We start from the raw sequence: 26,204 nt of genomic DNA on the forward strand, positions 1-26,204 counted from the left end.
AGACCATGAGCGCGTTGAAGAACGTCCCCGAGATCCAGGAGATCATCGGCACGACCGGAGATTCGGACATCGTGGCCCGCATCAGCGCGGACCCCCGCGAGAACCTCCTCGAGTCCGTCGTGACGAAGGTCCAGGGCATGCCCGGCGTGCTCTCAACCGAGACGCTCCCGGCGTTCTCGAAGTTCTGAACATCGACGCATGGACGAGCCCACTCGGTTCGTCCCTTTTTCGTTCGCGACTCATTCGGCTGGCGCACTATCCACCGTGACAATCTGCGCGGAATGCCACCGAGCTCCTACGCGTTCTTTGCTCGACCGAACCGTGTCGTTTCGCATACCTCCAAGATAGGTATATGTAGTTGATTGTATCTTTCGTAATGTGGACATCGCACTGGACTCCGACGTAGTGATCAAGATGACAAAAACCTCATTAAAGGAAGCCGTAACCTCTGCGTTCACGGTGTGTCTGCCTCCAGAGGTCCACGTGGAGTGTGTCGAACAGGGCAAACAGGGAGGCCATCCCGACGCGTTGAGAGTGGAGGAGAACATCAAGCGACGGAGAATTCATGTCCGGGGCACCCGTAAAACTGGCCCTGCGGAAACGATCGTAAGGAACTTGAGTTTGAAAGGTGGCGAAGCCGACCTGGTTCGGCTCCATGCGTCGGGTGGCGTGGAAGTCGTTGTGAGTGACGACCGCAGGTTCCTCAATGTTCTCCAAACTCTTAGGATTCCGTTTGCCACCTCGAGTTCTCTCATCGTTGCGCTAGCCAAACGGGACCGGATCGAACGAGGCGAGGCACTCGGGTACCTGGAGAAGCTCGCAGAGTACATTAGCGAAGAACAATATGCAGAAGCCAGGGCAGCCATCCAGGCAGAGAGACCATGAGCGCGGTTCGCAGTCTGCGGATTCCCGAGAGGCTCCTCAAGACCGTGCAAGAGGTTGCGCGTCGGGAGCACTTGGACGAGTCGACCGTCACTCGCCAGCTCCTTGCACTCGGAGCGACTGAGTATGCGGTTCGCCTCTATCGTGAGGGCAAGGTCACCTTGAGAGACGCCGCGGAACTCGCAGACACCACCGTTCGGGGAATGATCGACATTCTCTTAGACCATGGAGTGAAGGGCAACGTCACAGCGAGTCAGGAGAGGAAGGCGATCGAGTTCGTGCTGAGCAAGATGTGAGCGTCGGTGTTGTTCGTGGTGAAGCCGCGCACCTCAAAGAAAATGTCGAGGGGACTTGACAAGACGCGGGCGGAAGACGAAACGCTCCGCGAGAGCCCAGCTAGGCCAAGGGACGTGATCAGGAGACGGACCCATCGACCTCTCTCGGACTTCGCAGGGATTCTCAGCCTTTCGGCAGCTGAGGAAATGAGGAAGACAATCGACCAAGCCCGCAAGGAACGGGAACCATTCGACCGCAAGCGCTTGGAAGAGTTGGCGGAAGCCTTCAATCGTCTTGACGATGACGTTGTCCCGAAAACGACAAGGCGAAAGGCTAAGTCTACGCAGTCACGAGGACCGTCCGAGTCGAGTAGCAAACATACGAAAAGAAGCACCTGAGACGATCTGCCAGGATCATCCGCGTGCGGGCCAGCGGGGAGAGTCTAACGGACTTCGCCTCATGTGCGCAAAGGATTGAGTAGTTGTGTGTTATTATACCACACATGGCCGACCGTGCCCAGCACCTCGCCCAGTACGCAGACTTCAAGAAGGGCGCCGACCTCGAGGTCAACCCGCCCCAGCTACGCGTCGAGGCGATCTTCTTGGCCATGTTCCATCTCATCGACGCGTGCGCTGCATTGCGAAACGTCCACATCAACAAACATCAGCGGGTCCGCTACGAGCTCGAGCGGAATCGCGCCATCTTTGGCAATCGGACCGAGGAGGTCTGGCTGTCCTTTCAGGACCTTGAGACGCGGCTGCGGCCCAAGTTCGTGTATGGAAAGAGGTGGCGCCCGGATGACTTCAAGGCCGCGTTCGAGAAAGCTGCAAGGATCGAGGAAATCTGCCGGGAGGTCCTGCGATGAACCCCGCCAAGTTCGACGGGTGTCTCCGGGAGGTTCGCCTATACCTCGCGGAGCGGCACGAAGTGGGGTCCGCTCTCCTGTACGGGTCAGTCGCCGTCGGTACGGCCGGAGCCGACAGCGACTTCGATCTGCTAATCGTCGCTCCTCGGGATGTCCACGAGGATCTCGCACGGGACCTATTCCGAATCGGGGCGCGTCACGACGTCACCATCAGCCCGTACCTCGTTGAGCGGCCGGAGCTTGACGCTCTCGATCCACAATTCCTGGAAGCCGTCACACGAGATGGCGTTGCGATTGTCGGGGAGGCCTTGGATCCCTCCATCCGACAGCTTCGGATGGAGCCGTATCAGCTGGTCACACTGCAGCTGGACCGGCTGCCTCAGGGAAAGAAAGTGGCGCTCTCCCGGGATCTATACGGATACGAGTCTGTGAGGAAGTACAAACGCAAGACGTATCGGAGCCGTAGACAGGGCTTCGTCGAGGAAGTCGGAGGACGGAAGCTGGGAAGGGGAACCTTCCTGATCCCCGCCCGGTCTTGGCCGCAGCTGGAGGCCCTCCTGCGGAGGCGTGGTGCGGAAAGGTGGGCCTTTACGGTATGGGTCCAAGCTACCTCGTGACGCGGCCCAGCCGTGCAGCGAACCGTGGAACGAGACCAGTCGACGGACGCCGGGCAGGCGTTCGATTGACAGACCCGAACCGTAGCAAACATACGAATGGACGCCTCGGAGACAATCTGCATATAGCGTTAGGCTGCACTATAGCCTGATTACAGCCACTTTACTGGAGAACGCCACAGACCGATTTTGGTTATTTCCGCCGTGTAGCAATCCGTTCCAGCCCCGATATTTCCTCAAGCCGCCGTCGCACGGCATCGGCGATGAACTCGGCCCTTGATCGAAAGCCGAACGCCTTCCGGCTCACCAGGCGATCGATTTCGCTCATCAATTCTTTCGGCAGGCGAACGCTCAGGTAATCCTCGTCGGCCATGGTCCCCCGAACTCCCTCAGAGTCATGAATGTTGCATTCGTGTACATGCAGTATAACTGCACAGAGTAGAATGATGCGTGCATGAGCCATATACGCAACTATGCCGGAGAACAACTGGGATCTCGACCCACCTTTGATCAAGGAGTTTGTGTCGTTAGCCATTGCGGAAGGACTCCGTCCGAGTTCACTGGACCAGGGACGTGGCGTCCTTATTCGGTACAGTCAGTTCCTTCGCGAACGGTTCAATCTGGACCTGACGACCGCGGGCTGGAAGGAGTTCGCAGCCTACAAGGGCCACTTGGCCCAGTCGGGAATCGCGAGGACAACTGCCCGCGGCTACCTCAGCTACATCATCACGTTCTACCGCCTGAAGGCTCAGGGTACGCAGGATCCACAGCTCCTCGAGCTCTTCACGAAGCTAAACGCCATCGGAATGCCGCGTAAGGCGAAATCTGTGAAATGGACGCCCTTCGCCCCGGAGGTCCTCACTCGGGTTCTCGAGGTCGCGAAAGCTCAGGCGTTCGTCGGTGAGGGTCTTCGAGCGGTCCCTTCGGAAGACTACGCCCTCCTGATGACGCTACTCTACACGGGCGGAAGGGCGCAGTTTTACGGGTTGCGGGTGAGCGACCTCGATTTCGATCGAATGGAGATCAAAGCCATCGTCAAAGGCGGGAAGCCGGTCACGATCCCGTTGCACCCGACACTGGCGGACCTGCTGAGGGAGCATCTCGCCTCGCGATCCTACCAATCGGAATCCCTGTTTCGGTACGGGAAGGATTCCGGCAGTCGAACAGGCCAGAAAGCGAACCGTCAGAACGCGTGGCGAGCCTGCAAGCGTATCCAGGAGGCTGCAGGTCTCGCAGAGAGCGTTCATCCCCACCGGTTCCGGAAGACCACCGCAACCATGGGGAAGAGGCTGGGGTTGGATCCGCAGTTTCTTCAGGCAATCCTCGCCCACGAGAGCGTCACGATGACGCTGGACCGATACGCGGAGGTCGAGCTCGACGATGTGAAGAGGGAGTTCGCCAAGCTGGACCTGTGCAACGGTCAGGTGGCCTCCACGCAGCCAGCTCAGGCGGAACTCATTGAACATCTGAAGAAGCAAGCTCCGCGAGGTAAAGAAGGTGCGTGGAGCATGATCTTGGATGGCCTGAGCACAATCTTGCGGGAGGGAGCATGATGGCGCAGATTGGAGCAATATCTCGCGGCCGGCGACGCGCCACGAAGACGATCGTCCTGACGGTGCCGGGGGAACGGGAGCCGGAAGTCTACTCGGTCTGCTCGGATGTGTTTGAGATCCTGGGGAAGATGCTCGCCACAAACCAACTGTCGAGTTCGTTCGGGGCAGGCCCCCGATTCGAGTACGACGAGGTTCGATTCCTCCTGAGGCTTCTTGGTGCTGAGCGCCCCATCGCGAGGCAGAATGAATTGGAACCTGTGGAGCTTTGGATCTCCGGTTACTAAAGCGGATTTGCCCATACACATAGCTGCCGGAGCTTCGGATAAGCGTCCGCTCGGTGGAGTGCGGTTACGGAGCAATTCGCCAGGTTTCTTCCTCTACCCCCCGTTAGCTCGCGGTGAACCGATCTGGTCGAACTTGAAGAGCCGCGCCGCAAGAGTGATAGGTAGGGGACGCGCATCCCCTGGAATTGTCATGCCCTCTCTGCCGGACGAGGCAAGGACGCGAAAGGACTTCATTGACAAGGCCCTTCAAAAGGCTGGATGGGACCCTATAACGGCTTTCATCCCGGGAGGTAGCCTTCGGGACGGTACCGTTGAGGAGTACCCAACGGCGTCGGGTCCTGCCGACTACGTCCTTTTCAGCAAGGGTCGACCGCTCGCGGTTGTCGAGGGAAAGAAGCTAGCTGTATCACCTCAGAACGTTCTGGAACAGGCAGAGCGGTACGCCCGTACATTCCAAGGTGGTCCTTTCCAATTCGGACCCCATCGCATTCCCTTTGCTTATTCCACTAACGGTATGACCTTCTGGTTTCGCGATCTCCGCCAGAGTGACAGCCGTTCCCGACAAGTTTCGGGTTTCCACCCCCCCGCAGCGCTTGACGAAATGCTTGGACGTGACACAGAAAGATCTGAGAAGTGGCTTGAGCAGTCCACCGTTGACCTACCACGGTTGCGCCCGTACCAAAAGGATGCGATTGTGGCCATCGAGGAGGCCCTGCTCGATGGTCGAAGGAAGATGCTCGTCGCAATGGCCACAGGAACTGGGAAGACAGTGACGACGATCGCCCTGCTCTATCGACTCCTCAAGTCAGGATACATCCGTCGAGTCCTCTTTTTGGTCGATCGACGCGCGCTCGCCGCCCAGGCTGCCTCCGAGATGGCGGCCTTCGAACCCGAGCCAGGCCTGAAGTTCGATCGGATCTACGAAGTCTACAGCCATCGCTTCCATCGGGAGGATTTCGACGAGAACCTGAAGTTCAATCCAAGGGAACTTCCCGCACATTATCTGACCGAGCCCAAGCCTGGTAGCTCATTCGTTTACGTCTGTACCATCCAGCGGATGCGAATCAACTTATTTGGCCAACCCGAGGACACGTTTGGCCAGAGCGGGGACATTGATGAGGATTCAGAGGCGGGAAAATTGGACATCCCCATCCATGCGTTTGATTGTATCATAGCCGACGAATGCCATAGGGGATATACCACACTCGAGGAGGGGAAGTGGCGCGAAGTCTTAGACCACTTCGACGCCGTCAAAATTGGGCTGACGGCGACTCCTGCTGCCCACACTAAGGCGTACTTCCAGGACATCGTGTTCCGTTATGACTACAATCAAGCCGTGCGAGATGGATATCTCGTCGACTACGACCCTGTGACCATACATTCGGATGTCCGCATGAACGGAGTATTCTTGAAGCCTGGGGAAGAGGTGCAGCTCGTTGACACACTCACAGGAAAGATTGCCTACGACGTCCTCGAAGACGAGCGTGAGTTCGACACGTCAGAGATTGAGAGAAAGGTGACTTCGCCCGACAGCAATCGCAAGATCGTTCAAGCCTACCTTCACCATGCTTTGGAGCACGAACGAGTGTATGGTCGTTTTCCCAAGACGATTGTCTTTGCGGTGAATGATCTTCCACATACGTCTCACGCAGATCAGCTGGTCAACATGCTACGGGATGAGTGCCGTCGGGGCGATGATTTCGTGAAGAAAATCACAAGCAATCCGAACGTAGATCGTCCGCTGCAACGGATTCGAGAATTTCGAAATCGGCCAGCACCCGCAATTGCGGTAACCGTGGACATGCTCACCACGGGCGTGGACATCCCCAGCGTAGAGGCGCTCCTATTTGTTCGACCGGTCAAGTCGCGGATTCTGTTTGAACAGATGGTGGGTCGGGGCACGAGGAGGTGCGAGGATCTGCAGAAGAGCCACTTCGTTGTGTTCGATGCAGTTGGGGTCCTCGACTATTTCAGGAACGCCAGCGATCTCATTGTGGAGGATCCTTCGAGGCCGCCACGACCGCTTCGTGCTGTCATCCAAGAACTATACGACAATAAGGATTCGCTGTACAACTTACAGGTTCTCGTCCGGCGACTCCAAAGGATCGCGAAAGAAGTGTCAGGCGAGGGCCGTGAGGAGTTCTCCCAATTCATCCCGGAAGGGGACCTCGCTTCATTCGCTCGGCGTTTGCCGGACCTCTTGAGGGGTGACTGGACGGGCACCTTGGCGCTCCTTAGGAACAAAGCGTTTCAAGAAATCTTGGAGAACTATCCCAGGGCGCCTCGCACATTTCTCGTGGCGCTAGGCGCTGAAGACGTCGTCAGCTCGATGTATCACTTTCGCACCGCGGACGGCCGTGAACTGAAACCTGAGGACTATCTTCAGGCATTCGAGCGTTTTGTAAGAAAAAACCCAGAACGGATCGAGGCTCTCGAAATCCTCCTTGACCGGCCTCGGGAATTTGACACCCGTTACCTGGCGGAGTTGAGGAAGAAGCTCGCGGAGCAGCCCGAGCGGTTCACGGAAGAGAACTTGAGGAGAGTGTACCGTGATAGTCTCGCAGATATCATCTCAATCATTAGACATGCAGCCAAGAACGAACCTCTCGTGACCGCTGAGCAGCGGGTCGACAGCGCGATGGCCAAAATTCGCCAGGGGAAGACCTTTAAGCCCATACAAGAGAATTGGCTCCAGCTCATCCGAGATCATCTCGTCCAGAACCTTCTAATTGAGAGAGCCTACCTGGAAACAATCCCATTCTCGCGCCACGGAGGCTGGAACAGGGCCAACCGAGACTTTGGTGGTCGTCTTGAGGAACTCCTGAAAGAGATCAATCTGGCGGTGGTTGAATGACCGATGTAGTTGGCAAACTCTGGGGGTTCTGCAACACCCTGCGGCACGATGGCATCGGCTACGGTGACTATATCGAACAGCTGACTTACCTGCTCTTCCTGAAACTGGCGGAAGAAAAAGGTGTGGTCATTCCCGACGGCTACGACTGGAACTCGCTGCGCGTCCGATCCGGTACCGCGTTGCTTGATCATTATGTCGAAATTCTCCGACGTCTCTCAAGAGAGCCTAGCCTGCTGGGAGATATCTTCGCAGGTTCTCTTTCCAAATTCCGAGACCCCGTCAACTTGAAGAAGCTTGTCTCGATGATTGACGAGGAGGACTGGGCGTCCCTCGACATTGACTTAAAGGCACAGGCCTACGAGGGCCTACTCCAGAAGTACGCGGCGGAACAGAAAGGCGCGGGTCAATATTTCACGCCTCGCGAAGCAATCCGTTCCGTCGTGCGATGCGTGAAGCCCGACATTCGTGCGCACCCAGAATTCACCATTCACGACCCGGCAGTGGGGACCGGCGGCTTTCTCATTGGATCCTACGAATGGCTTCTCTCGGTGACAAAAGAAGGAGCACTACTGAAGGTAGAGGACCGCGATCGACTTCGGAGGCGCAGCTTATCCGGAGGAGAAATCGTCTTGGATACGAGAAGGCTGGCATTGATGAACCTGTATCTTCACGAAATCGAGGGAGATGTATATTACGGAGACTCCCTTGCGGAAGGTCCGCATACCAGCCGACGGTATGACTGTGTAATGACGAACCCTCCCTTTGGAACGAAGGGCGCGGGAGAAATTCCGAATCGCGCGGATTTCACAATACCTACCAGCAACAAGCAGCTCAATTTCGTCCAGCATGTCATTCGGATCCTCAAGCCCGGTGGGCGTGCGGCGATGGTTGTCCCCGACAACGTGTTGTTCGAAGAGCATGCCGGAAGGCAAGTCCGCAGGATCCTCATGCAGGATTGCGACCTCCACACGATCCTGCGTCTCCCGGTTGGAACGTTCACGCCGTACAGCCCGGGGGTAAAGGCAAACATAATCTTCTTCCGCAAGGGGCATCCGACTCAGGAAGTCTGGGTCTACGATCTCCGGACAAATGTGGAGAAGATAACCAAAGGTCGCCCCTTGACAGACGAGAATTTCAAGGAATTCGAAGCCGCGTACGGTCCCGATCCCAATGGCCATCCGAAAGGAGACCGGCGCGAGACCGAACGGTTCCGGCGCTTTACGCGGAAGCAAATCGAGGACCGCGGCGACAATCTCGACATCTTCTGGTTAAGAGACGAGAGTCTCGAAGATCCCCAGAATCTGTCCGACCCGGAAGACCTTGCCGCCGAAGCTCGGAATCATCTGCAAGCCGCCCAGGATGCCCTCGATGACATTATCCTATTCCTCCAGGCAACTAACCAGGAGCGGAGGGCATGAGTGACGGACCGTGGAAGCTCCCCGAGGGATGGGAGTGGACGACCCTTGGGGAAATCTGCGAAATCAATCCCCGCAGATTGGATGGTGATCTTCCGGGCGCTACGCCGGTGTCGTTCGTCCCCATGTCGTCCGTCGACGCGAGAAATGGCGAGCTCGGGGATCTTCAGCTCAGGTCATTGGCAGAAGTGCGAAAGGGTTTCACACCCTTCAAGGAAGGAGACGTACTGTTCGCAAAGATTACTCCTTGCATGGAGAACGGAAAGTCGGCGATAGCAAGAGGCCTTGTAAACGGAATTGGTTTCGGAACTACTGAGTTTCATGTACTGCGTCCACTCGGTGGAATCCCCTCAGAGTTCGTCTTTCGCTACGTTCGGCAGAAGTCATTTAGAGGCGAAGCCGCCGGTCATATGACGGGGACCGCCGGGCAATTGCGCGTTCCAAAGGACTACCTTGCCAGCGCAGCAATCCCACTTCCTCCACTCGCCGAGCAGCGCCAGATCGTCGCCAAGATCGAAGCCCTCTGCGCCGGGAGCCGCGTCGCTCGTCAGGCCCTGGACCGCGTGCCCCAGCTGACGAAGCGCTTCTGGCAGGCGGTAATAGCAAAGGCGTTCCGGGGCGAATTGACGGCGCGGGAAGAGGGGGACGAACCAGCACTCGTGCAGCTGCACAGGATATGGGAGGAGAGACAAGCGAACGAGCAGAGCCAGATGAAGCACAATCCCGAGAAGCAAGAACTAGCGGATACTGGGGGGCTAAGGGAATTGCCGAGGGACTGGGCCTGGGCGACGCTTGGTGACATTATTCTGAGTACCCAGACTGGCTTCGCTTCGGGCAAGAAAGATGTGGCGGGCGGGATCGCGCACCTGAGAATGAATAACATCGGATCCGACTGTAATCTGAACCTCAGTGTCGTACGGACCGTGCCCAAGGAACTGGCTCTTGAAAAATACCTCTTGAAATCTGGCGACGTCCTCCTCTGCCACACAAACAGTCCAAAGCTGGTGGGCAAAACTGCGTTGTTTGCCTTGAACGATGGTCGGCGCTATGCTTTCAGTAATCACCTGACGCGAATTCGTATTAACCCAAATGTCACGATACCCGGATGGGTGTGGCACAATCTGGCCACTCTCTGGAGGCAGGGCTACTTCGAAACAAGGTGCAAGCAATGGGTAAACCAGGCCACAATAGAGCGAGGAATATTGCTGAGTACGCCTATCCCGCTGGCCCCTTTTGCCGAGCAGCAGCGCATCGTCTCCCGCATCGAATCTCTCTTCTCTCAGAACTCCGCCATCGAGGCTGCTGCCCGGGAGGCTTGGTTGCGGTTTGACAGACTGGACCAAGCGGTGTTGGCAAAGGCGTTCCGAGGGGACTTAGCGGAGCAGGACCCGCACGACGAGCCGGTTTCGGTCCTCCTGGAGCAAGTCCGATCGCAACGCGGTACCGAAACACGATCGCCAACTCAGCAGGCGAACCTTCCCGCTGGATGACGGCGCGGTAGGAGTGATTCAAGGCGGCGGAGAATCCAGTGCACGGGAAATCTTCCGGAGCTCGAGAATCAGAGCGGCGGATCTTGTACATTGTCCAAAACCTGGTGGTGACTTTCAGATTGGCTAGGATGTTTCCTCTTGAGGAGATCGTGAAGTCGAGAGCGTTGGGGACAAGCGTCCGGAAAATCGGAAGGCCATGGCTAGGGCTTCGAGTCGGCCCCCAAAACAGGTACGTGGCCATTTATCCCAACGGGAAAATCGTAGTTACAGGATGCCGGACTATCGAGGAGACGAGGGAGGTATCAAAAGAGATCGCGGGAATGTTAGCTTCCCACATTGAATCCAAGCAACCCGTGTCTGAACCTGTCATTCAAAACATTGTTGCGACGAGCGATCTAGGCCGAAAATTAGATCTCGTGATGGTCGCTAGGGCGCTCGCAGGGCAAGATTTTGAATATGAACCGGAACAGTTTCCAGGACTCGTGCTGCGCCTGAGAAACCCTCGCTCTGTGGTCATCTTCTTCCGGACCGGCAATCTTGTTCTTACAGGAACCAAGAGTTTCGGCGAGTTAGAAAAGGCAGTCGACGCAGCCGTCAGATTGGTGATAGACGCCAGCCAATGAGTGTGTCCAATCTGGACGCAGGCGGGGCGGGGGCTATATCAACATACTGTCTTGGACAGCACCGCGAGCGGAAGCAGCGGCAAGATCAAGCTGGCAGTGGGCTTCCATGACATGTGGACCTAAACCTCAACCCCTCGCTGGGCGTGGCGTATACGAGTCGATCTCAGGTCGCCCGGGTTGTTACTGAGGGCTGGGTGGCTGAGCAGCTCTACTGTCCCGCTTGTAACCACGAGGAGCTAACCCCAACTGCCCCAGGTACAAAGGTAATAGACTTCCAATGCGAAACCTGCGAAGAAACGTTTCAGCTAAAAAGCCAGAGCCGCCCTTTTGGCTCAAGGGTCACAGACGCTTCGTACGGGCCCATGATGGAACGGATCAAGGAAGGCAGCGTTCCGACTTTTATCTTCCTTCACTATCGATCAGATCGCTGGCTGGTTCGAGACCTCTTCTTCGTTCCAAGATACTTCCTCTCCTCTTCGGCCATCGAACAGCGGCGGGCCCTGGCGTTGACAGCTCGTCGTGCTGGGTGGGTCGGATGCAATATCCTTCTTTCATCGCTGCCCTCCGATGCAAGAATCCCCGCGGTTAGCGACGAAGTCGCCTTGCCATCCCAAGGGGTGCGGGCCTCGTGGAACCGATTTTCATTTCTGGATAACTCAAAATCGGAATCTAGAGGGTGGATGGCAGACGTCCTGCGCTGCGTCCGAGACCTCAGCCGGGACTCTTTCAGCCTCCCCGACCTCTATGCATTTGAGGTAGCTCTCGCCGGTCTGCATCCCCGGAACCGGAACGTTCGACCCAAGATCAGACAGCAGTTGCAAGTCTTAAGGGACCATGGAGTGCTTGAGTTTGAGGGAAATGGCCGTTATCGTGTTCTGCTCCAGCCCAGACCGCCCACGGAATAGGCGATCGGCAACTGAGCGAAGGTCGAGGGATCGGTCTATCGATACGGCCGCTGGAACTGCTGTGGCTCTCGCGGGAGCGGTGATCGGGCGAGACGTCGAACCGAGTGATGCCGGAGCCACGGTCCGTCTATTTCAAGACATGAGCTGATCTGGAGTTACAGCTCTCACAGAATCCTGGAGTACAATCCGTTGGCAGAAATCGATGTCGTGCTGGTCAGTGTGGCGGGATCGCTCGGTCTAGCGGTGCTTGGCTATCTTCTCAACGGATGGCGCGATCGGAGTTTCGAACGAAGAAAGACAAACTATCACGCAAAGCTGGCAGCGTTTCGGGAGATCAATGTGGCCATCCAAGGGCTATCTAATGCTTATCTGTACTTAAGCTGGGTGTCTGGCGTCGACTGGGACCGAGAAAAGAGAGATGACAAGTTAGGGATAGCACTCACACTGGTGGCGCTCGCACGAGAGGAAGAGGCCCGACTTGGCACGAAGGTAAGTCAGAGTCTCGCGGAGGAATTCGAGAAGGTTTCTGCAGAGTCGGATGAGCGCCGACAGCGTGCGGTCGCGGATCGTTGGCTTGAAGGCACCACACTCAGTCTTCTCATTCTCTGGCTCCGTCTTCTTGTTTTCAATCTGAACTCGCTTGGAAAGGCAAGCTCAGACGCTCTGCTGGTCGCGGAAACTCCGGCTGTACAAAACGCCATCGGCGCTCTGGTCCAGCATGTTGGAGACCAGCTACGGTCCGTCGAGACCACGACAAATCTCAAGAAACCGAAGCTCCCTGACATCGAGGCGATTCGAAAGGAGCTATCGCCCCTCGTCTGGAGGCTCCAAATGACCATGCGCGAAGATCTCCTCCTGACAATGTTGTCGACTTGGGGGAGGAGGCGCATGATCAGGAATGCAAAGAGGGCTCACGCAACATCCGTTGGCGGCGGCGAACCTCAAACTGACACCAGCTGATTAGCAGACTCGTCGGTTCATTCGCGGCGCCGCTCGGATTCCAGAAACAGCTTTAGCCCCAGATTCCATCGAGGCACAGGAGGATCGCCTTGGCCAACATAGGCTTCGATGATCTGAAGAAGGACCTGACGGAGATTGGAACGGCCAATCCGCGCCTGAAAGCTGATGAGAGGTTCGTTCTCTGGTTCCTAAAGGCGTTCCTTTGCGAAGATGAGGCGGAAGCGGCTCAGTGCCTCACGGGAGGCAGTCACGACAAAGGAATCGACGCGGTAGTCGTTGATGAGGACCTGAAGCAGGTTTCCGTCATTCAGGGAAAATTCCATGAAGGGATTGGCGAGGTTGCAGAGAAGCGAAGTGATGTGATATCATTCTCACAACTTGCCTCCACGTTTTTCGGTCCGAAGAAGGCACTCGACGCCTTCTACGACGAGATCGATCCGTTGGTTCGCGCCAAAGTCGAAAAAGCTGTAGAAAGACTCAGGAAGCGGAACTACTCGTTGCAACTCTACTACGTTACTACGGGGCGATGCAGTAACGGGCTCACTTCTGAGGCGATGCTAAACGCACGCTACTCCGACGGTCCGGCTCAGCTCGACCTGGTCGGGGGGCACGATGTTCTGAGGATTTTCACCGACTATCTTGACGGCGTAGCACCCCCTGTCAGGGAACTTGACTTTCCGCTCGAATCCGAAGGACGGATTCGTAACGAAGGAGTCCTGAAGCGGTACGATCCCACAACCGGAATCACGGCTTGGGTCTTTTCGATGACTGGGAATGAGATGGGCCAAGTCTTCGAGAAAGCAGGGATTAGACTCTTCGCTCGCAACGTTCGTGGTTTCCTGGGTCGGACCGATATCAACGATAGCATTCGCTTCACGCTCGAACATGAAGCGGACAACTTCTGGTACTTCAACAACGGAGTTACGTTGGTTTGCGATCTCGCTACGCGTATCCAGGAGGGAGGACGAGAGTTCTTCCGCGTAAGGAATCCGCAGATCATCAACGGCCAACAGACCACCCGCCAACTGCACATGTATGCAAAAAAAGGCGCCAGTGTGCTAGTTCGGCTAATCCAGATTCCGAGGACGGGAGAAAACGGGGAGCACTACTTCGACAAGATGGTCAGCAACATCGTGAAAGCCACCAATTGGCAGAACGAAATCTTGGCTTCCGATCTCATGGCGAATGATCGTCGTCAGGTGGTTCTTGAGAAGGAGCTCCGCAAGTTAGGATACCAGTATATCAGGAAGCGCCAAACCAAGTCGGAAGCGAGGCGCGCGTTCGGCAGGCATTATCACACACAGATTCGGAAAGATGAGTTAGCGCAGGCTGTTGCGGCTTGCGAATTGGACCCTGCGATTGTTCGGCGAGGAAAGGAAGGCCTGTTCGAGGAAAGGTACTACGGGACAATCTTCAATGCTCAGCGGGCTGGGTACTACCTCGCGCGGTATTGGCTGATGAGAGCGATTCAGAACCGCAGCAGAGGTTATCCCGAACGGGCGTATGCGAAGTGGCTCGTGCTCAACTTCGCTTGGACACGGCTAAGTGGTGACTTGGGTGGAATCGGCGGGAGTGCCAGATTTCGCAAGATGGCAGAAGCGTTGTACGGTTGGCCGAAGTCTCTCGAAGGCGCGATCGACGCTACGTTCCGCGCAGCCTTACTCTTCTATAGATTGAACCGTGGTGAGGGGGAGCAGCGTAAGGATGTCTCAACGTTTTTCCAGGGTAGCGGGCTTAACAGAGAGTTCAATTCGTTCTGGCGAGGTTCCAGAAACGTTCATCGGGCGCCGGCAGAAAAGCGCTATCTGAACTTCCTGAAAGAGTTGAGAGCTCGGGAGGATTCCTAGGCCTCGCATGGTTCTTCTGATGGGATTGGTGACGATCGACAGCGATTGTCACATTGGGATGATTTCGGAGATTCGGAAAGAGGGTTGCGAGGAGGCACATCAGCCGCTGTTCGTGGGCTTCGTCAACAGGAATCTCGACTTCGCGGCTATTCCTTTATAAAGCCATGCGCCGCTTCTTTCATCCAGCCGCGAGCGATTTGCGGGGTCCGAAGATGGCACTTGAAACGATCGACATGACGCGGGCTCGGGATGGACTTCGCAGTGCCCTCGAACAAGAACGGCCGATGCTCGAGGATCTCCGCGACCGCGTTCGCGGATTCGAGATTCACGAAATCGGATACCGGCGGTGCTACGCAATCTCCCCGGTCGCCACCGACGGGGGCGAGAACCGCCTCACGTTTGAACCCTTCAACTTGGAAATTCTGCGCGTCGTGGACAGCGACGGGCGGGAGCGGTTTCAGAAGATCCTCCCGCTATCGGGAGGTCCTGGGATCTTCCGTGCGGCTTTCGATCGAACGTTCCCCGATCACGTCCCACTTCTCGCAGAGTTTCTGGAACGCCTCGACGTCAGGTACGATGACCTCTCCTACCTTCTTAATCCGGACCGAAGCGCCGGCGATCTGAGGTCCGCCGTACAGCCGTTCCGAGACATCGTGGAATGGGCTGTGTTGCTCGACATTGCCTGGAATCCGGGGCAAACGAAGGCACTCGTGATCCGGGACGGGCTGCTGCGTTCCATTGCGTTGCGGAAGGAGATTCTTCCCAAGCTCGCCAGGTCGTTTGAGGAGGCCTACCGAGAGCAGGGCAGCCTGCTCGTCGGGGTAGCCAAGCGATCGAAAGTTCTGAACTACCTTTCCTTTGCCCTTGCCCTCGAGGGGACTCTCCGCAAGTCCTATCCTTGCTTCTGTGAGGTGCCGAAACAGATTGAGCGCGAGGCCCATCGGCAGTGGCGAAGTTGGCTTGAGGAACACACGATCGGCCGACTACACCTCGCGAAACTCGTTGAAGAGCCCGACGGGCTCATTCTCCCCGTCGATATTCCCGAGTGGCTTATGCCACGCCGGAAGGAGATTCTCGAGTACCTCGCCGAGACCGCGAAATCCTCTTTCCCCACGCCCGGCTATCCGGAACCTCTCATCCGCGCGCATGAGGGCGCGGTCCTCCACGGGATGGAGATGTCGGTCTTGGAAGACATGTTCATCGAGGAGTTGTTGCGAAATCAGCCTGGAAGCGACTCCGACAAGACCTTCGAGCACGTGGCGATCGGCCGCGGTCTGCTCAAAGGAGGCTGGAAGGAATATGGATGAGGTGATGGGGACCGTCATCGGCGTCTTCAAGGGTTTCATCGAGTCCGGACTCGAGTTCAAAGCGGATCTCGTGGTCCCGTATCAGAGCGAGTTCGCGCCCCTCCTTGGTAGCTTCCTGGTCGTCGAGGTGTCAAAGCAACGCTATCTCCTGGGGCGAATCACCCGGTTCCACCCGGTCGGCCTCATGGCCGGGGCCGAGGCGGAGGACTACCTCGCCCGGATGTCAAAGGCCGGACGATCGGTCCCTGAGGATCTGAAGGAAGCAAAGCTCCGGTACAACGTGAACGTCAAGTTGCTCGGCGCGTTGACGCTAGACGGGAAAGGTGTCCCGAAATATGAGCCATCCATGCGCCAACTGCCTCATTTGGGTGCCCGCGTGGGGGTCCCTGCCGAGGATGCCCTCCGGCTCATCTGCTCTCTCGGCATCGAGGCGGGCGAGAAACCGATGGTCCTAGGGCGTCTCGCGTTCGGCAACGTCGTCTTCGACGGGGACGGCCAAGCTAATCTGCCTGTCCCGTTCGATGTCCGGCGCCTTGTAGGTCGGCGGAGCTACGTGTTTGCGCACGCGGGATACGGCAAGACGAATCTCGTTAAGCTCCTTGTCACGAAGTTGTACGAAACGGACCCCGAGGTCGGCTTCTTGATCTTCGACCCAGAGGGCGAATACGCGGTCACGGACAAGAGGGGGCGACCTGGATTAGCGGACGTCCCGGAACTCCAAGACAAAGTTGTCTTGTACACAGATCGAAAGCTGTCCCCGAAGTATCAGCGGTTCCTCGCGGGCGATGTTCATTTGAACCTCGGCTCTCTGAGACCTGGAAATGTGGTCAAGAATTGCGTGCCCCCCGAAAAGTGGGAGCAAGTGTGGGCGAACGCGGTCCGAGGTCTGCAGGAGCATGAGTGGGCCGCGCTCGTTCGGTTGCTTGAGATCGATGGGTACCGCGCCGACTCGGCCGGGATACGAGACATCGTCCAAAACGTCGCCGAAACGACGCCTCCTGCGATCGTCAATAACATCGTCCCCGTCGTCAAGAGACTTCATGATAAGGCTTCTCGGATGCTCGACGGGATCTTCTGGCATCTCGAGCGCAACCACATCATCGTCGTCGACATTTCCCTGATGGCATCGGTCCACGGTCGTTGGATCGCATCCTTGATCCTGAACGAGATCTTCCAGCGGAACCAGGCCAACTTCACAGCGGGCGCCCAGCGGGAGCTCCTGAACGTCGTGACGGTCGTCGAAGAGGCGCAGACGGTCCTCTCCACAGACCGCGAGAAGGGTGAGACCATCTTCGTGGAGTGGGCGAAGGAGGGTCGCAAGTACGGACTCGGCAGCATCTTCGTAACCCAGCAGCCCGGCGCGATTCCCTCGGAGCTTGTGAGCCAGGGAGACAACTTCTTCGTGTTCCACTTACTCAGTACGGACGATCTGGCGTCCTTGCAGAGGGCTAACGCACACTTTTCGAGCGATGTGTTGGGTATGATCCTGAACGAGCCAATCCCTGGAAACGCATACGTCTGGAGCGCGCCGTACCAACCCTTCGTGCTCTCGGTCCGAATGGAGAATTTCGAGGACTATGCCAAGGGCGCAATGCGCACCAAACCCGCGGAGGCGCTAGCGACTCCAGCTGAGGAATTCGCCAAAAGGATTCCAGATCTCCAAATGGAGCTTGATCGGACCGTTCGTGAGTTGCTCGAGAAAGACCGACAAGTACCCGTGTATGTCAACCTCGTATCCAATGGCCAGCCTTTGGCGGGACAAGTTGCGGTGAAGCTCTGGAATCTCAAACTCGGCGTGGGGAAGTCCCTGTCGCAAGAGGCCGCCCGGGTTTTCGCAACTGAAATGCCTGACGGGCACAAAGTCGTGCCCGATGACACGCTCCTTGCGGCACTCGATCGGTTGACTGTACGCCACAGGATCATGCGTTCGGAGAAGACCCCCTATCTGCTCTTGGGTTCAGACGCCCTCAAATTCCAGAAACCCACGAGATCGGAAGTCGTGGATCTGCAGTAGGCCAAAAAAGCCCCTAGCATCCATTGCCCGCGCGTTCGAATGAGCTATGGCGTCCTCATTCACGGTGTTTGTCTCGTAACCCTGGATGCTTTGAAACTTCACGACTTGCCCGTCGCCTAACCCGTCATTCAAGGTGACAGAGTGTCGGCGTGCGCGGTTCGGACCTTGGCAACTCGCTCAGTAAGCGCCTCATTCAATTCTCCGATGGGAAAGGCCTTCAAGATTCGGTCGGCGAATGGTGGTGTATACGGGTACGCGTGGATCCAAATCCGGAATCCAGCAAGATTGTCTAGCGCGAACCTCTCGAACAAATCCCTAGTCTTCCATTTCTTGATTTCTTCGATTACGTCTTCTGGCAGGGCATCGAAGTCCGTAAGCATGTCATATGAAAACCGGAGCAGGGACACCAGATTGTCCTTGCCCTTGCGACCGGAGACGATTGAATCGTATCGGTAATGGACGTCTGGGATTCCAAGAGCCATTGATGCCAGTCGACGAATTATGCAACCATAACACGTCCCGTCGTGAGACCTAAATTGCTGGGAGATGCAGGAGTGGGTAAGTTTGAGCCAACCCCTATCTTTGATCAACGCCATGGCTTCGGCCTTTGTATGACCGGCGAGCGGCGTTTCTAGGCGGATTCTATTCTGAGTGAGCTTCTTTGCAATTGATCTGATTACCTCGAGCACCAAGGGGTGGGAAGTCATGGTGGTTGTGTCGAAAGGACCGAATCGGGGCTGATGCATGGTCGGGCCACATTCGCCCATTACGAAGGAACGTCTTCTCAAGCTCTCCGCGACAGCCAGGGCGGCCATTCCGTACAGAAAGCCGCGGGTTTGCGAATACCCGGCGCGACGGAGAGGGGGCGCGTATAAGGTGAGCAGCGGAACCGAAATTTGCTCGAGAACTGACTTGTAGAGCGATTGGACTATGTGAATTAGCCCACCCAGGTCGCTATGCGCGACGAAGAGGGCGATAGGGCGTCTGCCCTCTGTGATGCGCTTGAGTAGGGTTGCCAGACTATCGATCCCGCCTGAGAAGAGGCTAACCTCGGTTTTCTGAGTTAGGCTGACCTCATATTTTGACGTACGAACCCGAGTATCTGCGGCGACGAATCTGACACTAATCTCGACGGGCCATAGATATTCGAACAGGTGTTCCAGGTCAGTTGTGATGTCATTGTCTCTAAATCGGTCCAAGTTGATCATTGAGACGGGGATGACAGATTCTATCTTGCGGTAGCCCGCCTTGACTTGATTCTCAACTGCGATGGCGGATTCCCCGATTCGGTAGATATCGCGTCCCGAAACGAACGCATCGAGCCTGGCATAATCGCTTTCGCGGCTCGAGACCCTAACTGGTGTGACGACCCTCCTCCGGTTCAATATCGTCCGCTTCCTGTATCTGCCGTCGCGCAGCGCTGATACCGTTCTTGATTGCAGACTCGATTACGTTTTCCGGGACTTGGCTCCAATCGTCAGTAGAATAGCCCGCGGTGCGGAGCCTATCCGCCACAAGCGGTGCCGCCGCTTTGGCGACCTGACGGTTCCGCCTTTCCACTTCGCGTTGGACATCTTTGGGGAGGGTAAGGTAGCCCGTAGAGATATCTTCCGACCTGACGCCAGCGGTAAGCATCTTCTCGATCAAAGAGGCAAGGAATTCCAGAAACGCGGCATCCGCCGGTGGGGGTCGAATCATTTTCCCCTCTTACGGCGACGAAGTGCCCGTGCCAGCGCTTCAGTGACAATTTTGTCTTCAACAAGCGAAGTCTGGATCCCTCTCTTGTCGCGCTCGACGGCCCAAGCCTTGTTCGCAGCTCGTTTTCTTTGTTCGTAGGTCTTCGGTTCTTCCTTCCTCGCTTCTTCAAGAACCTTCGAGTACGCCCTGACGGCTTCGCTGAGGAGGCGGACGGGTCTCTCGCTGTCGACAACGAGCTGTGCACTATCTGAGGCAATTCGATCGGCACGCCCTTCTTTGACTGCTCGAGTAACCCGCCTCTTGTCCAGCTTTGTCTTCTTGGACTTTCCAAAAACGTCCTCTAGAGAGTATGACCGTCGACCGCCCATTTAGCGGACCTCCCCTGGGCCTGGAGAAAGTCGATCTCGCTTCAGAGCAGCAACTCGATCACAGAAAACACGGATTGTCGGAATGTCCCACTCCGGGTGGCTCTGCCTCACAAAGTCGTAGTAGGCCTGGGGACTACGATACTTCAGGATGTCGCGGACCTTGCCAATCCCAGACCGACGCACATAGTTTAGCTCGAGCCTGAGAGCCTCCACCGCCTCCGCGGGAAACTCACCGATGGCGCGATTAAGAGCCGATAGTGTCGTGATGCCAACAGCCCGTGCCTCTTCGGTGATGTCGCGAAGGACCTCGCCAGTAATTGAACTCCCGTGCTGATTCCGAAAAGCTTTTTTCGATAGGAAAACCCTGAGGGCTATTGGTTCAATCTCGATTTCCAAATCGCCGCGATCGATGCGATTTCCGATCTCCGACTCCAGTCGGCGCCCATAGTCTCTCAGGTCTTCGAGCTCATTGTCGGCGATTTCTAGGAGCCCGGAAAGAGCGTAGAAGCGGCGCTCGATTGTCCTGGGGGGCTCCGTCGGCGGTTTATATATTAGCCCGTGGGCTGTTGCCGCCCACGCATGTTGAAGAATCGTCCGAATCTGGATTTCGCATTTGAGCGTTGCGATTCCTGGGGCTTCTGCCGGAACCAATTGACCGGGTAACGTAACAACGAAGTGCGCAGAGTTATATCCGAAGACCTTTGGGTCGCTGGCCTTGTTGAAATCCACTGAATTTTTTTCGTCAATGATGAATTTCCTCCTTACGATGTCGCTCACGGTCTCAATATCGGATCGGAAGTGGACCATTGCCCTGACACCTGCGAGGTCGGTGACTTCCGTCAGCGGATCTTTGTAGTCCTTTTCTTCCCGGAGGACCTTCTCTTGAAAACTCTCAACAGTCTTTACGCGGTATGTGCACCCGTCGATTGTGAGTCCGATTGCTGCGATTTCGCTGACTAGACAGTCTCTCACCACAACTGCAAGTCGCTCGTACGAAGGGCGGAGAACCCTGTATTGTTCCGCGATTTCGTCAACCGATAGCTCTTCTGGCTTAGAACCTGGTGTCCCGTTCGCCAAAGACCCTCCCTTTGTGAATCGCCCGGGGGTTAAATCATCCTACCGCAAGAAGTCACGACCTCACCGGTATAGCATGCATCCATGGGCCTCCCGCGCATATCGCGTCGCCGCAACGTCGTCGGACCGGAACAAAATGGCGCGATTGCCGCAAGCATCACTCTCTACGGCAGAAGTCGGAGTCGCTAGCTAGGTCTAGTTTATGGCGGTCGAAGCAATCCGCGCATCATGCCGCGAAAGTCCACGGTTACCATCGTCAGGCAATCCTTGCAGGAGCTTGTTGATCAGTTCTTCTCCTCGCCCCATGCCCTCAGAACCGAACAGAGTTTGCATTGCCAGCTCTATTACCTCCTCCTAAAACACGGGCTCAATCACTCTCATCAGTCCGGCGCTGGCTTCGATGTCTCACAGGTTCAGAAGGAGTACCCGCCACGGAATGCCGACAAACGTGGTCGGCGTGGTCGATTCGACCTTGTAGTGTTCGATGCGGCCGACATTCGCTCGATAGCTCGTTGGGACTACTCTGATGAATTGAAGATGCCCATTCCGCCCACCGTCGCTATTGAGCTGAAGCTGAATGGTGGCCTTCGATGGAGTCCTGACAGGGCCAACCTTCCGGACATTCAAAAGGAGCTCAAGAGGCTCCAGCGCGAGGAGAATGGGGTCAGACACCCGTTCGTCCTTTACCTCTACCGGATCGCAAACCTCAAAGATGCCAGAGGCCAAGTTGAATCGTTCAAAAGGCTGGAAGAACTCTTCGTCGCAGCCTCAATGGAATATCGGAAGGTGTCTGCATGGCTAGCCGGGACCGAGTTTGATCCAGCGCAAGGATTCAAACCGCTGACGTCCATCGAAGTCAAGGTAGAGAAGGGCAAAGTTGCCCGAAGAACCCACGTCCGAAACTGATGCAAGCGGGGAGCCGGCCGAGCTCGGTCAACTAAATGAGTTCTGCACGCCTTTGTGTGGTAATATGACGCTAAAGCCTCGACGGGTTCGGGTCGACAATACAGAACAAACTCCGTGGCACTTAAATAGAATCACAAACGCCTCCGCTTCCCATGACCCTGGCACCGCTGAGGATAGAAGGCTCGGGATTCTTACCACCAGCGCGTAGGCGATTACTTGGCTTCCCTTGGAAATCTACGAGTTATCAGAGGCGCCTTGCGATCGTCGCGGCCTTCGCGGTGACGGTTTTTCTCGTGAGTTTCTTCAGCTATCATGAGGATACGATACCTTCGCCTGCGACTGTGACAGGCACATGGGAAGGTCCTGCGGAACAACTGACGATTTCCGGGAGGGGCTTTGCATTCACTTACCCAGGTCGGGGGAATCCAGTCGACTCGACTTACGCGGTTTTTGAGGTCCTCCCATCTGTGGGGTCAGGTCCAATTCGGCTGGTGTACCCCCACACGGTCGGCCCCACCGCCAACGGGTCTTATCGCGTGCTTGATCCTGCGACCCTCGAGGTGCTCGCAAACGGATCATTCAGGAATTTCGCGCTCGGAGCACCCTACTATTTCAACTCGACCCGCCTGGCGGTGTTCGGGTCATACATCCGGACAGTTCAGGACTTGGGCGACTCCCGCGAGCTCAATCTCGCGTTCACTGACGCTTCCGACCGTGACCTCGAGATGAAAGTGACTCCGATTCCGACCCCACACGTAACCTTCGACACTTCCTTTACGGCCGGTGATTCATCCAATTTCGTTTCAATCGACTTGGATTTCGCAAACGTCACCGTCGATGGACAAAGTTCGCAGTTCGATCGCTCGGTTCGCCTACTTATCACAAACTTCGGGGAATTCGCTCTATCACTGGACGCTTTCGAAGGGCCCATTATTCGATTCCCCATAGGACTGTCCCTGGGCTGCAGATCGTGCGGTGCTACGTTCGAAGGTCCCGGCAACGCGACTTATCAGGACAACACGTCGCCCTTCAAGGAAGGGCTCGATATCGACAATGCTGAGTTCCTTGACTTTGACCTTGCGGCCCCGCTCACTCCATTCCGATTTGGCGCCGTCAGAGTGATGTTCATTGCAGCCAGCGCACTCGTAATAGCGGACGGAGTGTCGATCGCGGCCAATACTCGCATCAGTTATTCTCCAATCCCTTGGAGGGAGCTCCGGGAGACTCTCTTGGTCTTCTCCGGAATCGTTTTGACGGTGCCCATTGAGCGGGTCGTCGAGTGGTGGCTTCGACGCAACGAAAAAGACAAGAACAAGAGTGTCTAGAAGACCCCCCACTTGTCGACGGTCTAAGATTGCTCTTTGTCTCTCTTATGAAACGCTTCTACCTCGATTGACGGGCATTCTGTTAGCCTGAGGCTGTAGCCCTATGATGCGATTGCGACTGTCCTCCACACGGCCACGCGGGAATGAAACCGGTCGCTCAACAGCGTATTGTCGGCTCAACAAAGCGACAGCTCCATATGAACCGGGGCTCCCCTGCCACGTTGTTGGCGGAAAGGGCCTTTCGAGGCCGTCCTTCGGGGGTCGGGCCCCTCCGACCTGCTTATCGCATCAACGATGGCCCTACGACGGCTCCGATGAGGTCCCGCCAATCAGGCCAGCGATCCACTCGTCGGTCATGGCTCCGTGGATGAGTCCCCCAAATGAGGCCGATCCGGCACCGACCATCGCGGCTGGTGGCAAATCGCGGGTCACGCTCGGATCGAAGACTAGGTTCGGAGATACTTCGAGGTTTTCGTAGGCGGGCTCTGCAATCTCCGGCCGTAGTCACTCTTCGTCAGGTTCCACGAAGATCTTCTTGTACTCTGGATAGTCGGCGTGGACCCGCTCCATAATCGTGTGAGGATCGAGAGGGAAGAGTTCTGTCTTGACCCCGATCGTAACCTCTCTATACGGTAGCGGCACTGCTTCCCAAAGAGACTTTGCGACTTTGAGGCCTTCCGAAGTAAGGTAGACTTCCAAGGTCTTCTTCTGGCTCTTGCCGCCCTTCAGTTTGGCAAGGCCTTTGCTTTCAAGATCTGCCAAGTCCGAATAGAGTTCCCGAGGGATAGGTCCTTTGATGGCTGGCTCGAACCTGTCGTGCTCATAGGCCTCACCAAGTCCCTGCTTCTCGAGTTCTTTCCACTGGTAGAACAGCATTTTGTTCAGCTTGTACTTGTTATGGCCGGAGCCACCAGGAAAAGGCCCGGGCTGGGCCTGCAGCAAGAGCATCACAGGCAGCTGTCTCGGACTAACTCCGCACGACTCCGCAAGCTGCCGAAGCTCGGCCTTTACAACTTCGGCCGGATCGAACCAGATCTTTCCAGTCCTCGTATCCTTCAAGGCCGGCACTCCGTGTAACTTGACTGGGTTGCCGTCCCAGTCGACCGTGACTGTGTCCGTCTCGATTCGAAGGAATTCCCGCGTCATGTGCTTGTTACCTTCTTGGTTTTCATCGCTTTAATTGTCGCGCCCTTGTTATCAGGACGAGATTCTCTTTCTCTTTTCATTCGCATATGAGGGCGACCCGCGTTCCATTCCACTTCACGATTTCCTGCGTCTTCTTCTTGGCCCGGCGTGGATTGTCTCGCAGCTCTTTATCGAGCCGGGCGGCAGCCTGCAGGACGATGACCTGCGGAAGCTTGGTGACCACCTCGGGACTCACCAACACCCGGACCATGGCGGGTCCGGACATATTGGTTTCTTAAATACCTGCCGGAAAATAGTCCCACCAGGAACGGAATCGCAGCTGATCAGGAAGCTGGGTCCGTGTCGCCCGGTGCTACATACAAGGAACTGATACACACCGGCCGTATTTAGGAATTGCGTCAATACGCTAGGTCCCAGAAGCCAAGGGTTTTGGGTGCACTAGGAAGCGCTAACCCGGAAGAGCGTTTGGCTGCCTTCCGAAGAGAGAGCTTGGTCGAGAACGTCAAAAAAGCTGTAGGAGGATTCCGCGCAGTACGCTCTGCGCGCACGGTAGGCCCCATCAGAGTACGTCGCCCTTGGTGCTCAGGTAGTAGGGCTTGGGAATCGGAACTCTGGAGAAGCGAGGGGCCAGAAGGTCGGTACTTACCCTCGGTAGCGCTATGTATGGAGTACCTCCGAACGGCTCAGCTAGCGTCGATCACTGGTCAGGGACGCTGACACCATATCGGAATGATATGGCGCTTGGCCCCATACCGCCGCAGCAGTTCGTCGAACGCCTCGATTTTCTCCTCCGGGACGATGACCGCTCCGCGCCCGACCCGCCAGCCACCTCCCTCCTTCAGGAACCCCGGCTTCCGGACGACATACGTCTTCTTCCCAACCCGCTTCCGGGTCTCGTACCCATCGATCTCTCGGAGCAACTGAGCGCGCTTCCGGGGCTCCAGTCGGTCCGTCCAATAGCTCACGAGGCGGAGGGGCTGGAGGTCGAGCTGACCCGGGGTCACGACGGGGAGAGTCCCGATGAGGACTCGCCCTTGGCGAACGATGGACTCGAGGAATTGTTTGTCGAAGGCCTCACGCTCTTCGGGGCGATAGAAGATGACGCTGAACTCCACGTCGAACCGGCGGTCGAGGGCGAGGAGGACCTTCCATGCGGCATCCTCGGCGTCCGGCTCACAGTCAATGAAGAGATCGATATCGCTCTCCTCCGCGGCGCTCCCTCGCGCCGTCGAACCGAACAGGACCACGGATCGCACGCCGGGAACGGCGGCGAGATCCCGAACCGCGGCTCGGATCGCATCTTCGAACCGGGGAGGGTTCATCCCAGCACCTCCTGACAAATGGACTCGATCGCCTCGAAGCTCTTGCGCGCCTTTTCGAGATCGGCCCGAGTCCCAGAGTTGCCGTACACGAATTTGGCGCGAGCGTGATGGTCCAGATACCTGAACGCGTCGACCACGGCAGAGGTCCTTGGGCCCAGGATCGCAGGGTTCTGTTCGAGTTCATCGGGCACCCGTTGGTGCTTCTGAATGTGGACCCTCCGTTTGGCCGCACACGCTTCGATGAAATGGTAGGCGCTCAAAAACCAAGCTTCGACCCGGAGGCCCGGTTCGTCGACCTTGGCGGCCCCGTCCCGGAACGCCCGCGCTTGCCGCATGTGGGTTTCCAATGAGGACATTCGCGTACTAATTACGCGACCGGTACTTAAGCGTCGTGGCCGCCAGGACGAATGCAAGGGTGGCACATTTCCGGATCCCTTGGCCCTGCAGAACCGTTGCAACTTACACCGGATGTTACC

At 56.7% G+C, this 26,204-nt stretch carries 25 protein-coding genes; 17 read left to right on the top strand and 8 right to left on the bottom strand.

Features of this window, described 5'->3' with window-relative positions; all coding sequences use genetic code 11:
• The 5 genes from VF992_04865 to VF992_04885 all read left to right on the top strand — a co-directional run.
• Positions 1-188 (top strand): Lrp/AsnC ligand binding domain-containing protein (locus VF992_04865; GenBank protein ID HEX9340485.1); only part of this gene is annotated, 188 nt, incomplete at its 5' end.
• A gap of 190 nt (positions 189-378) precedes the next feature.
• Positions 379-885, top strand: coding sequence for a hypothetical protein (locus tag VF992_04870; protein ID HEX9340486.1), 507 nt, complete (start codon positions 379-381; stop codon positions 883-885).
• The gene (locus VF992_04875; GenBank protein HEX9340487.1) at positions 882-1,178 is read left to right on the top strand and encodes a UPF0175 family protein; all 297 of its coding nucleotides are present in this window, start codon (positions 882-884) and stop codon (positions 1,176-1,178) included. Before VF992_04870 ends, VF992_04875 begins: the two co-directional genes overlap by 4 nt.
• A gap of 482 nt (positions 1,179-1,660) precedes the next feature.
• Positions 1,661-2,023 carry a hypothetical protein gene (locus VF992_04880; protein ID HEX9340488.1) on the top strand — a complete coding sequence of 121 codons (363 nt, stop codon included), beginning with the start codon at positions 1,661-1,663 and terminating at the stop codon, positions 2,021-2,023.
• A complete protein-coding gene (locus tag VF992_04885; protein HEX9340489.1) occupies positions 2,020-2,640 on the top strand; it encodes a nucleotidyltransferase domain-containing protein in 621 nt (206 codons plus the stop codon). The genes VF992_04880 and VF992_04885 overlap by 4 nt, the downstream gene beginning before the upstream one ends.
• 190 nt (positions 2,641-2,830) lie before the next feature.
• Here the strand turns inward: VF992_04885 and VF992_04890 are convergent, their stop codons facing one another.
• Positions 2,831-3,010, bottom strand: a complete 180-nt coding sequence (locus VF992_04890; protein ID HEX9340490.1) for a ribbon-helix-helix domain-containing protein — start codon at positions 3,008-3,010, stop codon at positions 2,831-2,833.
• Positions 3,011-3,110: 100 nt separating this feature from the next.
• On the opposite strand from VF992_04890, the gene VF992_04895 reads away from it, so the two are divergent.
• The 10 genes from VF992_04895 (at position 3,111) to VF992_04940 (ending at position 17,889) form a co-directional block, all read left to right on the top strand.
• Entirely contained in the window at positions 3,111-4,190 is a 1,080-nt protein-coding gene (locus VF992_04895; GenBank protein ID HEX9340491.1) for a tyrosine-type recombinase/integrase, read from the top strand.
• On the top strand, positions 4,187-4,474 hold the full coding sequence (locus VF992_04900; protein HEX9340492.1) for a hypothetical protein: 288 nt from the start codon (positions 4,187-4,189) through the stop codon (positions 4,472-4,474). The genes VF992_04895 and VF992_04900 overlap by 4 nt, the downstream gene beginning before the upstream one ends.
• Positions 4,475-4,664: 190 nt before the next feature.
• A complete protein-coding gene (locus tag VF992_04905; GenBank protein ID HEX9340493.1) occupies positions 4,665-7,328 on the top strand; it encodes a type I restriction-modification enzyme R subunit C-terminal domain-containing protein in 2,664 nt (887 codons plus the stop codon).
• On the top strand, positions 7,325-8,746 hold the full coding sequence (locus VF992_04910) for a class I SAM-dependent DNA methyltransferase (protein ID HEX9340494.1): 1,422 nt from the start codon (positions 7,325-7,327) through the stop codon (positions 8,744-8,746). Before VF992_04905 ends, VF992_04910 begins: the two co-directional genes overlap by 4 nt.
• A complete protein-coding gene (locus tag VF992_04915; protein ID HEX9340495.1) occupies positions 8,743-10,233 on the top strand; it encodes a restriction endonuclease subunit S in 1,491 nt (496 codons plus the stop codon). Before VF992_04910 ends, VF992_04915 begins: the two co-directional genes overlap by 4 nt.
• An 83-nt stretch (positions 10,234-10,316) precedes the next feature.
• Positions 10,317-10,856: a hypothetical protein gene (locus VF992_04920; GenBank protein HEX9340496.1), complete on the top strand. Its 540-nt coding sequence runs from the start codon at positions 10,317-10,319 to the stop codon at positions 10,854-10,856.
• A gap of 1,094 nt (positions 10,857-11,950) precedes the next feature.
• Entirely contained in the window at positions 11,951-12,721 is a 771-nt protein-coding gene (locus VF992_04925) for a hypothetical protein (protein ID HEX9340497.1), read from the top strand.
• 89 nt (positions 12,722-12,810) lie between these two features.
• Positions 12,811-14,568 carry an AIPR family protein gene (locus tag VF992_04930; protein HEX9340498.1) on the top strand — a complete coding sequence of 586 codons (1,758 nt, stop codon included), beginning with the start codon at positions 12,811-12,813 and terminating at the stop codon, positions 14,566-14,568.
• A gap of 212 nt (positions 14,569-14,780) precedes the next feature.
• A complete protein-coding gene (locus tag VF992_04935; protein ID HEX9340499.1) occupies positions 14,781-15,875 on the top strand; it encodes a DNA double-strand break repair nuclease NurA in 1,095 nt (364 codons plus the stop codon).
• Between the two features lie 4 nt (positions 15,876-15,879).
• Positions 15,880-17,889, top strand: coding sequence for an ATP-binding protein (locus tag VF992_04940; protein HEX9340500.1), 2,010 nt, complete (start codon positions 15,880-15,882; stop codon positions 17,887-17,889).
• Positions 17,890-18,017: 128 nt separating this feature from the next.
• On the opposite strand, the gene VF992_04945 is transcribed toward VF992_04940, so the two are convergent.
• The 3 genes from VF992_04945 to VF992_04955 all read right to left on the bottom strand — a co-directional run bounded on the left by VF992_04945 (position 18,018) and on the right by VF992_04955 (position 21,032).
• Positions 18,018-19,274 (bottom strand): 7-cyano-7-deazaguanine synthase, encoded by a 1,257-nt coding sequence (locus VF992_04945; protein HEX9340501.1) that lies wholly within the window; start codon positions 19,272-19,274, stop codon positions 18,018-18,020.
• Positions 19,275-19,583: 309 nt separating this feature from the next.
• Positions 19,584-19,955 carry a hypothetical protein gene (locus VF992_04950; GenBank protein ID HEX9340502.1) on the bottom strand — a complete coding sequence of 124 codons (372 nt, stop codon included), beginning with the start codon at positions 19,953-19,955 and terminating at the stop codon, positions 19,584-19,586.
• The gene (locus VF992_04955; GenBank protein HEX9340503.1) at positions 19,956-21,032 is read right to left on the bottom strand and encodes a RelA/SpoT domain-containing protein; all 1,077 of its coding nucleotides are present in this window, start codon (positions 21,030-21,032) and stop codon (positions 19,956-19,958) included. It abuts the gene before it with no gap.
• A gap of 225 nt (positions 21,033-21,257) precedes the next feature.
• Here VF992_04955 and VF992_04960 point away from each other — a divergent pair, with 225 nt between their 5' ends.
• Complete coding sequence (locus tag VF992_04960) at positions 21,258-21,935, top strand: hypothetical protein (protein HEX9340504.1); 678 nt, start codon at positions 21,258-21,260, stop codon at positions 21,933-21,935.
• Between the two features lie 152 nt (positions 21,936-22,087).
• A complete protein-coding gene (locus VF992_04965) occupies positions 22,088-23,260 on the top strand; it encodes a hypothetical protein (protein HEX9340505.1) in 1,173 nt (390 codons plus the stop codon).
• A gap of 504 nt (positions 23,261-23,764) precedes the next feature.
• On the opposite strand, the gene VF992_04970 is transcribed toward VF992_04965, so the two are convergent.
• From VF992_04970 to VF992_04985, 4 genes are all read right to left on the bottom strand, one after another.
• Entirely contained in the window at positions 23,765-24,406 is a 642-nt protein-coding gene (locus VF992_04970) for a hypothetical protein (GenBank protein HEX9340506.1), read from the bottom strand.
• 76 nt (positions 24,407-24,482) lie between these two features.
• A complete protein-coding gene (locus VF992_04975; protein ID HEX9340507.1) occupies positions 24,483-24,656 on the bottom strand; it encodes a hypothetical protein in 174 nt (57 codons plus the stop codon).
• Positions 24,657-25,110: 454 nt separating this feature from the next.
• Complete coding sequence (locus tag VF992_04980; GenBank protein HEX9340508.1) at positions 25,111-25,728, bottom strand: nucleotidyltransferase domain-containing protein; 618 nt, start codon at positions 25,726-25,728, stop codon at positions 25,111-25,113.
• A complete protein-coding gene (locus tag VF992_04985; GenBank protein ID HEX9340509.1) occupies positions 25,725-26,084 on the bottom strand; it encodes a hypothetical protein in 360 nt (119 codons plus the stop codon). Before VF992_04985 ends, VF992_04980 begins: the two co-directional genes overlap by 4 nt.
• Positions 26,085-26,204: the final 120 nt, after the last annotated feature.

It is taken from the genome of Thermoplasmata archaeon (assembly GCA_036395115.1).
Lineage (GTDB): Archaea > Thermoplasmatota > Thermoplasmata > RBG-16-68-12 > RBG-16-68-12 > RBG-16-68-12.